This is a genomic window from Romboutsia sp. MSSM.1001216sp_RTP31141st1_G3_RTP31141_220114 (genome assembly GCF_039031195.1).
Classification (GTDB): domain Bacteria; phylum Bacillota; class Clostridia; order Peptostreptococcales; family Peptostreptococcaceae; genus Romboutsia_C; species Romboutsia_C hominis.
In genome coordinates this window covers 826,118-838,692 of sequence record NZ_JBCIUO010000001.1, presented here as the reverse complement: position 1 = coordinate 838,692, position 12,575 = coordinate 826,118, and the positions used below count along the sequence as shown (strand labels likewise).

The 12,575-nt window shown below is 26.5% G+C and carries 16 protein-coding genes and 1 riboswitch; of the genes, 5 read left to right on the top strand and 11 right to left on the bottom strand.

The annotated features are described in order from the left end of the window. Positions 1-7: 7 nt before the first annotated feature. The 6 genes from ABCP60_RS04215 to ABCP60_RS04190 form a co-directional block, all read right to left on the bottom strand. Positions 8-1,978, bottom strand: a complete 1,971-nt coding sequence (locus ABCP60_RS04215; RefSeq protein WP_092925895.1) for a [FeFe] hydrogenase, group A — start codon at positions 1,976-1,978, stop codon at positions 8-10. A 105-nt stretch (positions 1,979-2,083) separates the two neighbouring features. After that, on the bottom strand, positions 2,084-2,224 hold the full coding sequence (locus ABCP60_RS04210; protein WP_166505387.1) for a hypothetical protein: 141 nt from the start codon (positions 2,222-2,224) through the stop codon (positions 2,084-2,086). Between the two features lie 152 nt (positions 2,225-2,376). Beyond that, a complete protein-coding gene (locus ABCP60_RS04205) occupies positions 2,377-3,048 on the bottom strand; it encodes a response regulator transcription factor (RefSeq protein ID WP_092925897.1) in 672 nt (223 codons plus the stop codon). A 19-nt stretch (positions 3,049-3,067) separates the two neighbouring features. Then, positions 3,068-3,343 carry a hypothetical protein gene (locus ABCP60_RS04200; protein ID WP_343101317.1) on the bottom strand — a complete coding sequence of 92 codons (276 nt, stop codon included), beginning with the start codon at positions 3,341-3,343 and terminating at the stop codon, positions 3,068-3,070. Between the two features lie 79 nt (positions 3,344-3,422). Beyond that, positions 3,423-4,358 (bottom strand): dipeptidase, encoded by a 936-nt coding sequence (locus ABCP60_RS04195; protein ID WP_092925901.1) that lies wholly within the window; start codon positions 4,356-4,358, stop codon positions 3,423-3,425. 90 nt (positions 4,359-4,448) lie between these two features. Beyond that, positions 4,449-5,264 (bottom strand): Mrp/NBP35 family ATP-binding protein, encoded by an 816-nt coding sequence (locus ABCP60_RS04190; protein WP_092925903.1) that lies wholly within the window; start codon positions 5,262-5,264, stop codon positions 4,449-4,451. Between the two features lie 166 nt (positions 5,265-5,430). Between ABCP60_RS04190 and ABCP60_RS04185 the strand changes: the two genes are divergently transcribed. Further along, positions 5,431-5,655, top strand: coding sequence for a hypothetical protein (locus ABCP60_RS04185; protein ID WP_092925905.1), 225 nt, complete (start codon positions 5,431-5,433; stop codon positions 5,653-5,655). 98 nt (positions 5,656-5,753) lie between these two features. Then, a complete protein-coding gene (locus tag ABCP60_RS04180; RefSeq protein ID WP_092925907.1) occupies positions 5,754-6,578 on the top strand; it encodes a thermonuclease family protein in 825 nt (274 codons plus the stop codon). A gap of 124 nt (positions 6,579-6,702) precedes the next feature. Here ABCP60_RS04180 and ABCP60_RS04175 read toward each other — a convergent pair whose 3' ends face one another. Both ABCP60_RS04175 and ABCP60_RS04170 read right to left on the bottom strand, forming a co-directional pair. Continuing rightward, positions 6,703-6,867 carry a hypothetical protein gene (locus ABCP60_RS04175; protein ID WP_166505384.1) on the bottom strand — a complete coding sequence of 55 codons (165 nt, stop codon included), beginning with the start codon at positions 6,865-6,867 and terminating at the stop codon, positions 6,703-6,705. A gap of 52 nt (positions 6,868-6,919) precedes the next feature. Further along, complete coding sequence (locus ABCP60_RS04170) at positions 6,920-8,170, bottom strand: chloride channel protein (protein WP_202819469.1); 1,251 nt, start codon at positions 8,168-8,170, stop codon at positions 6,920-6,922. A 177-nt stretch (positions 8,171-8,347) separates the two neighbouring features. Between ABCP60_RS04170 and ABCP60_RS04165 the strand changes: the two genes are divergently transcribed. Further along, a complete protein-coding gene (locus ABCP60_RS04165) occupies positions 8,348-8,506 on the top strand; it encodes a hypothetical protein (RefSeq protein WP_166505383.1) in 159 nt (52 codons plus the stop codon). A gap of 43 nt (positions 8,507-8,549) precedes the next feature. Here the strand turns inward: ABCP60_RS04165 and ABCP60_RS04160 are convergent, their stop codons facing one another. Next, entirely contained in the window at positions 8,550-9,170 is a 621-nt protein-coding gene (locus ABCP60_RS04160) for an HAD-IA family hydrolase (RefSeq protein ID WP_166505382.1), read from the bottom strand. 169 nt (positions 9,171-9,339) lie between these two features. Next, positions 9,340-9,639 (bottom strand): hypothetical protein, encoded by a 300-nt coding sequence (locus tag ABCP60_RS04155; RefSeq protein ID WP_343101316.1) that lies wholly within the window; start codon positions 9,637-9,639, stop codon positions 9,340-9,342. Positions 9,640-9,909: 270 nt separating this feature from the next. On the opposite strand from ABCP60_RS04155, the gene ABCP60_RS04150 reads away from it, so the two are divergent. Then, positions 9,910-10,455 carry a peptidylprolyl isomerase gene (locus ABCP60_RS04150; RefSeq protein WP_240276264.1) on the top strand — a complete coding sequence of 182 codons (546 nt, stop codon included), beginning with the start codon at positions 9,910-9,912 and terminating at the stop codon, positions 10,453-10,455. A gap of 99 nt (positions 10,456-10,554) precedes the next feature. Here the strand turns inward: ABCP60_RS04150 and add are convergent, their stop codons facing one another. Beyond that, complete coding sequence (gene add, locus ABCP60_RS04145; protein WP_343101315.1) at positions 10,555-11,541, bottom strand: adenosine deaminase; 987 nt, start codon at positions 11,539-11,541, stop codon at positions 10,555-10,557. Between the two features lie 81 nt (positions 11,542-11,622). After that, positions 11,623-11,722: riboswitch (purine riboswitch) on the bottom strand. A 109-nt stretch (positions 11,723-11,831) separates the two neighbouring features. Here add and ABCP60_RS04140 point away from each other — a divergent pair. Next, entirely contained in the window at positions 11,832-12,548 is a 717-nt protein-coding gene (locus tag ABCP60_RS04140) for a SprT family zinc-dependent metalloprotease (protein ID WP_343101314.1), read from the top strand. Positions 12,549-12,575 lie beyond the last annotated feature (27 nt).

Genomic DNA, 12,575 nt, shown 5'->3' with positions numbered 1-12,575 from the left:
TAAGTTTCTATTCTTCTTTACTTGCATCAGTGTTTTCATCTTTTCCTCTTTTTACCTTCACAAAGTATTCAGTATGAAGCAATTCATGTGCCTTATGGCTTAATGGATGATCTAAGTGATTGTCGTAGATTGCTCTTACCTTAGGATTATCTTTGGATACTCTAAGGTCTAATGATCTATCTATGGAATTTAAACCTTCAGCTCTTTGTTGAAGAGTTTCAAGTCTTTTTTTAGCTTTAGGTTGTCCACCTCCACCAACACATCCATAAGGACATGCCATTATTTCAATAGCATGAAAAAATTCTTCTTTATTTCTTATTTTATCAAGGAGTTTACCAGCTTCTCTTAAACCATAGGCAATACCTATTCTTAATGTTAAATCATTAACTTTAACTTCTGCTACCCTTAGACCATCCCATCCTCTAAGAGATTCAAATTCAACTTTTTCTAGTTTTTTACCAGTCATATTTTCATAAAGAGTCCTAGTCGCAGCTTCTATAACTCCTCCTGTTCTACCAAATATTATTCCTCCTCCTGTGTAGTCACCCAGTACCGAATCAATAGGAGAATCCTCTATTTGACTTAAATCTATATTTGAATCTTTAAATAACGTCATTAATTCACTAGTTGTTATAACGTAATCAACGTCATAATTAAGATCACGTGAAAACTCTGCCCTTGAAGCTTCGTATTTTTTTGCTATACAAGGCATTATAGAAACCAATGTTACCTGGTCTCTTTCTAGCCCTTTTTCTTTTGCCCAAATATCTTTTGCAACCGTTGCAAACATCTGCATAGGTGACTTAGCAGATGATGGTACGTCTAACATATCAGCATAATTTTGTTCTATAAATTTAACCCAAGCAGGACAACAAGATGTAAGTATTGGAAGTCTTACACTTTTATCACCTGAGTAATATTTTTCAATTCTCTCTTGAAGTTCAGCAGCTTCCTCCATAATAGTTAAATCTGCAGCCCAAGTGGTATCGAATACATAATCTACGCCAATCTGTCTAAGCGCCGATGATATTTTATTTTCCACATTAGTACCAGGTTCAAGTCCAAAAGCTTCACCTATTGCAACTCTAACAGCAGGTGCCATTTGAGTTATTACTAACTTATTTGGTGTAGCTAGATCTCTTAAAAATCTAAAAGTATTATTTCCTGTAGTTATAGCATTTACTGGACAAGCAGCTACACATTGTCCACAGTGGGTACATCTTGTATAATCTATGTAATGTCTACTTTTTCTTTCTCCTTCAATACAATCAACCGGACAAACTCTTTTGCAAGCTCCACATCCTATACATTTTTTAGTTATAGATAGCTTTATAAGATGGTTACACTGAAATGTATAACATCGGTGACCTTCTATATGTTCTTTTATCTCATCATAAAACTTATCTATAATTTCTTCCATTATATTGTGTTTTTGATTAACTTTTTCTTTTACTGTACTTGCAAGTCTTCTTAGAAAGAAAATATCTCTCATATTCGCTCTACCTTTGCTGATTCTATCAAGTAGCTTCCACATTCTTATTATCTCTTTTTTAGCAACTAAATAGTTATCTAAACTACCATCTTGCATCTTACCTAAAAGATAATCTATATAAAATTTAGCATATTGTATTATACAGTCTTCGTCAGAAAGAATTATTATAGTTTGACTTGTGTTTTTATCAAATAATTTAAAATCTAATTCTTGATCTAAATTATCTTCAGTTATAAATCCTCCAAATGGCATACCTAGTTGTGCTGCTTTAAATCCACTATCATTTAATAGCCCTCCTGCCATAGTTATTATTTCAGCAAGTGTTGCACCTTTAGGAACTTCTATTATACCTGGAGAATTAATTTTTCCAGAGATAGCAATTCTTCTTTTACCTTCTTTTGTTAATTTTTTTAATTCTTCTTCACTAAAAACGCTAAATACAGAACCAAGTGAACTATGTATTATAGTTTGTCTTTCATTTGCCATGTCTGCACCTCTTATATAATTTTTATAATTTACTATTTAATTTTCCCGTAAGTTTTAATCTTATTCTTTAAAAAGATAAAATAAAAACCTGATGCTATCAGGTTTTTATTTTATCTTTTCTATTAATTTTTTTAGTAATATCTGTTTTATTTCATTATTTATATTTACAGATTCTTGGGGTTTCTTCTTTGAATTTTTCTGATTTATCTTTTTAGTCTTAGAATTTTTGTTGTTTTTTTTAGACATTTTACCCCTCCATTTTATAATTTTCTTTTAGTATATATATATTCAAAAAAATATATATAGTTACATAAAACAAGATAATCTGTCGTTTTAAAAAACATATATAATATATTTTAAGTATAATAAAAAAGTGCAACTAAATTAGTTACACTTTTTTATTTCATTATATACCCAAGTCCTCTTCTAGTCTCTATATAATCCTTAAGACCTATTTCTTCTAATTTTTTTCTAAGTCTATTTATATTTACAGATAGTGTATTATCATCAACATATAAGTCTGAATTCCACATGTAGTTCATTAATTCTTCTCTAGTTACTATTTTCTCTTTGTTTTTTATAAGGTAAGATAATATCTTTATATCATTTTTACTAATTTCTAAAGAACCTATAGATGATTTTACAGTTCCCTTTGATAGGTTTAAACTTAAATCCTTGAATTCAAGAATATCCATATTTTCTGAATCATTATAAACTCTTTTTAATACAGAACTTATACGTGCTAAAAGTATTTGTGTATTATAAGGTTTAGTTACAAAATCATCTGCACCTAAATTTATACTCATAAGTTCATCTACTTCATTGTCTCTACTTGTAACTATTATTATTGGTATATTAGAAATTTTTCTTATCTCTCTACATATATAAAATCCATCATATATAGGTAAATTAATATCTAATAATATCAAATGTGGTTTTTCATTTTCTATATCCTTTATTATATTTTCAAACTTGTCTGATGCAAATACTTCATAACCATATCTATTAAGTAATGCTTTTAACTCTTCTCTTATAGTCTTTGAATCTTCTATAATCATTAGCTTTTTCATATTTTGTCTCCTTATATGACTACTTAACTTCAATTATACATACATTAGTCTGTGGTGGTATACTTAAGGTCATAATGTTAGAATGATATGCGACTACAAAGTCTCCTATATTTAAATTTTTAACAGATATTTCATTATACTCGTTATCTAGTATTAAAGTTTTATCAGAATATACAAGCCTTGTATAAGTGTATATATTACCTGGCTCTTCGCCTATAGTTATAAATATATACTCACCGTTTTCAAAACTAGTTATATCAATTATAACTCCTTTTTTATAGCTAGCATATTTCATAATATACCTCCTAAAACTCATTTTAATGTATGATATTCTTTAGATTTATATTATGTTAATCTATTCTTTTTAAAACTTTCTAGAGAACATCCTTTATAACTCTTAATGCATTTTTATACATCATTTTATCGATTTCACATTCTTTAAATCCAGCTTTTTTTAGTGAGTAATAAAGTTTTTCCATTTCACCTATATCATAAACTTCGACTGCATTTTCTATTCCATCAAAATCACTTCCTATAGAAATTACATCTATTCCACCAATATTTGCTATATGTTTTATATGATATATTATATCATCTATTTTAGTTATGGAGCTTTTTCCTGTAAAATAACTACAGAAATTTATTCCCATAACACCACCACTATTTGCTAATATTTTTATCATATCATCACTTAGATTTCTAGTTACATTAGTTATACTTCTAGCATTTGAATGTGATGCTACAAATGGCTTTTTAGATATATTCGCTACATCATAAAACCCTCCATCATTTAAATGAGAGACATCTATTATCATATTAAGTTCGTTCATGCATTCAACTACTTTTTTCCCAAATGGCTTTAAAGAATTGTATCTAAAATCGTGATTATTATGAGGATAACCTATTTCATTTTCATAATTCCAAGTTAATGTTATTAATCTAACACCTTTATCATGTATTTTATATAAATTATCTATATTTCCATTTATAGCTCCTCCTTCTTCGATTGAAAGAATTGCTGATATTTTATTATTATTAATATTAGATACTATATCCTGATAACTTGTTACTAGACCTATATACTTCCTATTTTTAATTATCTCTTTATTAAATTTTTCATACATGTCTTCAAACCTTTTATATGGATCTAACCTATATTTATTTAGGTCAAAATATAATGCAAATACTTGTAAAATAGAATTTGATTTTCTTAACTTTTTTATGTCTACAGAAAAATTATTTTCATATAAATCTTTATCTTCTTCCAACAATCTATCTATTGTATCACAATGTAAATCTATAAGCTTCATAATAGTCATCTCCCTTATCTTAATTATATATTAGATTATAGATTTAAAATAAAAATAAAGCTACTAATTTAGCAGCTTTATTTTTATTAATTATTTTATATTATTCACTATACCTGTTAGTATACTATCTAATTCCATACTTATTTCATTTACTCCATTGTGAGTTATATTTATTATTTCTTTAGTCATAGGAAGTTCTCCAAGTAACTTTAAATTCATTTCACTCAAGAATTTTTCAGTTTCTTCTCCTTCAAATAACTTTATTTTTTTATCGCAATCAGGGCATTGTATATAGCTCATATTTTCAACTACACCTAATATATCAATATTTAGCATTTTGGCCATATTAACAGCTTTGGCAACTATCATTGATATCATATCTTGAGGAACTGATACCATTACTATTCCAGTTAAAGGAATAGACTGCATAACAGTTAGTGCTACATCTCCTGTACCTGGAGGCATATCTATTAATAAATAATCTAAATCTTCCCACATAACATCCCTATAAAATTGCTTTACAGTATTTCCTATTAATGGACCTTTCCAAACTATTGGCTGATTTTCATTATCTACCATGTAGTTTACAGACATAGTTTTTATATTTTCTTTAGTTATTACAGGGTATATATCTTTACCATTTGGAGATATAGCTCTCTCATTTGATACTCCCATAAGCCTTGGAATACTAGGTCCTGTTATATCAGAATCAAGAATCCCAACCTTATATCCCATTTTATTTAATTTCTTAGCAAGTAGTGCTGTTACAGTTGATTTACCAACGCCACCTTTACCACTCATAACACCTATAACTTTTTTTATATTATTTTTTGGATTATTTTCTATATTACAAGTAGATTGGCTCTTACAACTTGATTTTGATGGACATGAACTACAATTTGACATTTGTATCCTCCTAAAAGTTTTAGTTTATCTAAATTTTAAATTATATATAATATTATTTAATGACTATATACCCATTATATCCTTATATAAACATTTTTAGGCACAAATTTTGTATAGGTTAAAAATCTTTTTATAGATAAATCTATTATTTGAAAGGATATACTATATGAGCAACTTTAGAAAAGATGAATACAAAAAAACTATAGAATATGCTAAAAAGCTTCTTAATAATAATGTAGACATGACAGATATAGTAGCTAAAACTAATTTAAGTAAGGAACAAGTAAAAGATATTATGATAAAAAAAGAAAAAGAGTTAAATGATAAACAAGATAAGTTTTTTACATATATGAAATTTTTTATTTGTTATAGTTTATATAAAGTATTTTAAATTTTCATGAACAAATTTCATCATTTTACTACAAAATAGTTGCATTAAATTTAATATAAATAGTATTATATATAAAGTATGTAAAAGAGGTGAATTAAATGAAAATTTTAGAAAAACTAAAATATAAAAGAAGTTTACTATCTATTGTAATATCAATACCATTGTTTTTTGCAGGATGTACTAGTAAAACTTCTAATTCTAAAGTATTATATAGTCAAATTTCTAATCATAAGAGTAATGTAAGTCAAAGTTTAGATGTAAATTCTAAAGATGTAATAAAAGCTACTGTTGATAGAGTTGTAGATGGAGATACAGTTGAAATAATACTTCCTAATAATAAAGAAGTTGATACTAGATTATTATTAATAGATACTCCAGAAACTAAGCATCCAAATATTGGTGTACAAAAATATGGTCCGGAAGCTTCTGAATTTGCTAAATCATTGCTAAAAAAAGGAGATACTGTTTACTTTGAACTTGATGGAAAAACTTCAACAGATAAATATGGAAGATATCTTGGATATTTATGGTATACATGCCCTGAACACAAAAAATTAGAAATGTATAATGAAAGAGTTGTAGAAGAAGGATTAGCAAGAGTTGGCTATATATACAACCAAACTAAACATCTTGATGCACTAAATAAAACTCAAAGCGAAGCTAAATCTAATAAGTTGAATATATGGTCAATTAATGGGTATGTAACTGATAAAGGATATGATATGTCTAAGATAAATGAAGAGGAAAGTTCTAATACTATAAATTCAAATGATAAAAATGTAGTATATGCTAATGGTGGTAATAGTAAGTCTAACTCCTATCATAAATCAAGAACTTCTCATGGAATGAAGGGCGCTATAAAATTGACTGAAAAAGAAGCTTTAAATAAAGGTTACAGTCCATGTTCTAAATGTTTTAAATAAAAAGTACTATTTACATATATATTTTTTAATTTAATATTATTTATTAGAGAATAAAATTAGAAAAAGTACTTACTAAAGTTATTTAACTTTAGTAAGTACTTTTTCCTTTCATTTTACATGGATATTATTTAATTATCGTATATATTCCATCACAATCAGAGCATTTATAATCTGGCTCTTTATTTTCAGTAATTTGAACTGATATAGATTTACATTTATTACATTTTAACTTATAAATATTCCCTTTTTCTAAAAGTGAATCTATTAAAATATTACCCTTTTTACTCATATTTTTCCCTACCTTTTAATAATATGTATTCTTATATTATCATATATTCTCTTTAAGTATATATATCTTCTTCATCTGGTTTAAATAATGAATTTTTCTGAGATGTATATATAGTACTTCTACCTGCAAACACATAGCTTATTGCACAAACTATAAATAGATATTCTATATTCGAAGAACCAAATAGCTCTATTCCCATTATAAATGATGATATAGGAGTTTTGGTTGCTCCAGCAAATACAGCTATCATACCCATACCTGCTAAAAATGAAATAGGTAATCCAACTATTCCAGCAAGTAAATTTCCAAGTGTAGCACCTATTACAAATAATGGAGTTACCTCACCACCTTGAAAACCTACAGCTAAAGTAAGTGAAGTTAATACTAGTTTTATTATAAATGAATCTTTAGAAACTACTGTTGTAAATGAATCACTTAGTAAATCCAAACTTAATCCTAAATATATTCTGGTTCCAAGTATTAATACAATAATTATAATTATTATTCCGCCTATAAAACTTTTTAAAGTTGAATTTGGTATTTTTTTGCTAAAAAATTTCTTTAATTCATGTGTAAGTTCTGCAAATAGTTTACTAGTAAGACCAAATAAAGCCGCACACAATATTACCTTAAAAAATACATCAACGCCACCTATAACATCAACTACATTGTAATGACTGTGGTGAACATTAAGTAATTTAGCTATAAAATTTCCAATATAACTTGATACAAAACATGGTATTATAGCTTCGTATCTCATTTTGCCAATAGAGCTTACCTCAAGTCCAAATACGGTACCTGCTATAGGTGTTCCAAACACTACTCCAAAACCACTGCTAACTCCACTTATTATTAATATTGTATAATCTAGTCCTTTTAATTTTAGTATTCTACCTATCTTTGCTGAAATACTTGCACCTATTTGTACTCCAGTACCTTCTCTACCTGCTGATCCACCAAATAAATGAGTAATAAATGTTCCAAAAAATACCAGTGGAGCCATCCTAAACGGTATATGGCCTTGACCTTCATTAATTCTTTCAATTATAAGGTTATTTCCCTTAGCTGAGTCTCTTCCAAACTTGGCATATAAGTAACTTACTAATGCTCCTCCTAATGGAAGTAGGTATAAGAGCCAAGGATTAGATTTTCTTGTACTTGTTGCAAATTGTAAACAATTTAAAAATAAAGATATTACTAGTCCAACTACAGCACCAGATATAGATGCTAGCACAAACCATCTTAGAAAGGAAATTAATATCAAGCTACTTTCTTTGATGTGAACCTTAATTTTATGCAACATTTTCACCTCTTATTTCGTTAAATTTCTATTTTTGTACTAACAATATAATACTCTTTTTATTATGGAAGTCAACATTTTTTACTTTTTATAAATATGATTTTATATACTTTCACAATAAATATTTTATAAATTATATAGACATACTAACTATAAAGATATGATAGTAGAAAAATTGTTATGAAGAAAAATACTAGTTTAGAATTTAATTCAGAGAGTAATGTCAAAATGACTAATACTACTAAAAAAAGGTTAGAAGGTACTTGTCCTTCTTTTGAAAAAAGATCTAAGATGTTTAAAAATGAGAAAAATAAAAAGTATACAAATAAATTTAAATAATAAAAAATAGATTATGGTTATATAAGCATAATCTATTTTATCTTTATATAAAATTTAATATATCACTAGGTTCATTTAAACTTATAGTTGCATTTATATTTTTATCTACAGCGCCCCATAAAGCTAAAGCAAAGTCTACTTCACAATTCTTAGAACAATTATAGTCCGATATGGAGTCCCCTACATATAATGTATCATATGGATTTATATTTAGTATTTCCATTACTTTTTTTAGTGGTTCTGGGTGTGGCTTATGATATTTTGTATCTTCTTCTAATACTATAGCATTCATACACTCATGAAGTCCTGTAGGCATAAAGTCAATTTCATATTGAGACTTATTTTTAGAACTTACAATGCCACATATTATATTTTTAGAGTGCATATGTTTTATAATATCTTTAATGCCATCATAGAGTGTTGCCTTTTTTTCATATTCATTTACATACTGAACCCATTTTTCATAAGATTTGTCAATATTATTAAAACCTAATATCTCTAAAGTTTTCTTTCCTGGAAGACCCAAGGCAAATAAAAGACTTTCATATGTCATATCTATTTCTTTTTCTTCTTTAATTAGCTTGATTAATGGATATATGTTCATATTTGCTGTATTTAATATAGTACCATCAATATCAAATATTATATTTTTATATTTTTTCATTATATCCCCCCCTTTCCATTTTATAGTACCTTATTTTATATGTATTTTCTACATATCATTTTAGTATTCTAAATTATTTAGATTATACTTTGATAATTCTTTTTTCAATATTTCTCCCTGTTCCTTCGTTATTATATTTTTAGATACAATATTATCTACATTTTTTATTTTAAGTGCATTTTTTTTGATATTTATAGTTATTGATATGAGCTTCATATCTTTTATTTTCCATTTTATCAGATATATATTTGTTTATAGCTTTAGCATCTGTGTTACTTAATACTTTTTCTTGTCTAAGTTTTTCTATACAGATTCTCCATATAAACTCTGCTCTTTTTACTTTTTGTTGCTCTACGGTAAATTTGTACTCCATTATAGGTTCATTTGCATAAGAATTTATATTAACTGATATAACTAAAAATAAAAATACTATACAAAGTATTGATATGTATTTTTGTATTTTTTTCATGTCTTTACCTCCATAATGTAAAAAGTATTTTTAGTTTATATATAAATATTTTACATATTATATGTAGTAATTTATATATAATGCTAAAATAAAAATTCATATTGGAAAAATATAGATATATCAATCTTTTATTAATTTTTTTATGCTATAATAAAACGACTAAAATTTAATTAGGATGGTGATTTTATGAGAACTAAAACAAAGAAAGGTTTTATAGGAGCTTTAGTTGCAGGAGCTTTAGCTTTAGTTGGATGTTCTTCAAATGATGAAATGGCTGATGAGGTTAGAACTCCACCTGAAAAGCTTCCTATTGCTACTATAATATTTAAAGACTTTGGAACTATTAAGGCTGAACTATACCCTCATATAGCCCCAAATACAGTTAGTAACTTTATATACTTAGCTAATAATGGTTTTTATGATGGCTTGACTTTTCATAGAGTAATAAAAGACTTTATGATTCAAGGTGGGGACCCTGATGGCACTGGTATGGGTGGCCCTGGATATAGTATTTATGGAGAATTTACTAAGAATAAGTTTAAAAATGATTTAAAGCATACTAAAGGAGTATTATCTATGGCTAGAAGTCAAAATAAAAATAGTGCTGGAAGTCAATTCTTTATAATGACTAAGGATTCTCCTCACTTAGACGGCCAATATGCTTCTTTTGGTAAGGTTGTTAACGGGATAGATGTAGTTTCTAAAATAGAAAATGTTGAGACTGACAAAAATGATATGCCTACTAGAAAAGTAATTATAGAGTCAATTAAAGTAGATACATTTGGTACTACTTATGATGAACCTAAAAAAATGTAGCCATATTCTACTTGTAGAATAATTTATTAAACTATAATAAATTATTTCAAATAAATATCACTTCTTGGATAATTTATCTAGCCAAGAAGTGGTCTTTATTTATATAAAGCTTTTTAACCAGTTTTTAGTTTCTTCATCAGAAAATGTTGCTTCTACTGTATTTAAGTATATATTTTTATACTCTATTTTATTAATATTAAACTTCCTGAATATTAAATCTATCTCATTTGTTAAATCTATATTAGATACTGTTCGATTATCTGTATTTAACGTTACATATATTCCATCTTTATAAAAATCATATAATGGATAATTATTAAAATCATCTATTGCTTTAGTTTGAATATTACTTGTTGGGCACATTTCAAGATATACTTTGTTTGATTTTACTAAATCATAAGCTTCTTTCATATCTTTTATTCTAACACCATGGCCTATTCTTTTTGCACCTAGTAAATTTATAGCATCTATAACATTTTGACCACTTGCAGCTTCCCCTGCATGTATTGTTACATTATATCCATACTCTCTAGCTTTATCTATTACAGGTTTAAATTTATTGCAAAATCTTTCTTCCTCACATCCTGCTAAATCTATAGCTACTACTCCCTTATTTATAAATCTTTTCCCTGCTTCTACAACTTTAAGTCCATCTTCTACACTCATAGTTCTTAAACAAGATAATATTACATTACCCTTTATATCATATATATTTTGAGCTTCTTTTATTCCGTCTATTACACTTTGTATTATCTCTTCTACACTTAGTCCTTTATTAGTGTGTAAAAGTGGTGCAAACCTAACCTCTATATATTTTACATTTTCTCTTTGTACATCTTCTAAAAGTTCAAAAGCTATTTGCTTTAAGCTTACTTTACTTTGCATTACTTTATTTGGTAAGTCAAATTTCTCTAAGTATTCATTAAGCGATGCACAATCTTTTTTTATCATTACCAATTCTTTTATTTCATTTTCTTTATATGAAGGTATCTCTATATTTTCCCTCTTTGCTATATCTATTATTGTTTGTGGTCTAACACTCCCATCTAAGTGACAATGTAGTTCTATTTTGGGTAATCTTCTCATAATAAATTGCCTCCCTAATGTTTTATATTTTTAGTTTTTTGTATAAAAAAATTCTTGATCACAAAGAAGTTTATACATTAAAATCAAGTAAAACTCCTTCGTAATCAAGAATTATAGGTTCTTGGTAGAAACTCCCAAACCATATTATTGGGATTATACGTAGACTATTTAAATTGTTTATTTCTAATGATTTTATTATCTTTTTGTAGTATTGTCAACATATTTTTATATTAATAATCCATTTTTTTATGTAAAATAAAGTTAATACATTTATTTGGGGGATTAATCCATTGCATGAAATTAAATACAAAAATAATTCTATAATAAAAAAATCTAATATAAAAAATATTTATATTAAAGTTAAATATCCTGGTATAGTTACTGTAACTTCACCAAGTGATATATCTAATTTCTATATTAATGATTTATTAAAATCTAAGATTCATTGGATATTAAATAAATTACATGAACTTGATGAGATAAATTTTAGTACAAAAAAACTTGAACTTATAGATGGGGATAATATTTATTACCTTGGAAGTCCATATACATTAAGAATTAATAATAATAAATTCTTATCTAAAAATAGTATATATTTAAAAGAAAATGAGTTTATAGTAGACATAAGTTCTCATATAGGTATATCAAATAGACGTAATGTGATTTATGAATTACTCAAAGAATGGTTTATAACTTCTGGTAATAAAAAAATTAAAGAAAGATTAAATATATACTCTAAAATTTTAAATATATATCCTGAAAATATTAAAGTTAAAGAACAAAAGACTACGTGGGGGACTTGCTCTTCTCTAGGTAATATATACATAAACTGGAGGATATTTTTAGCGCCTATTGATATTATTGATTATGTATTAGTGCATGAGTTATGTCATTTAAAACATATGAATCATTCAAAAGAGTTTTGGAACTTAGTTGAAAGTGTAATACCAAATTATAAAAATAAAAGAAAGTACCTGAGAGATAATTCAAATAAATTAAAAATATAGTTATCTTGTAATACTAGGTAAAATTTA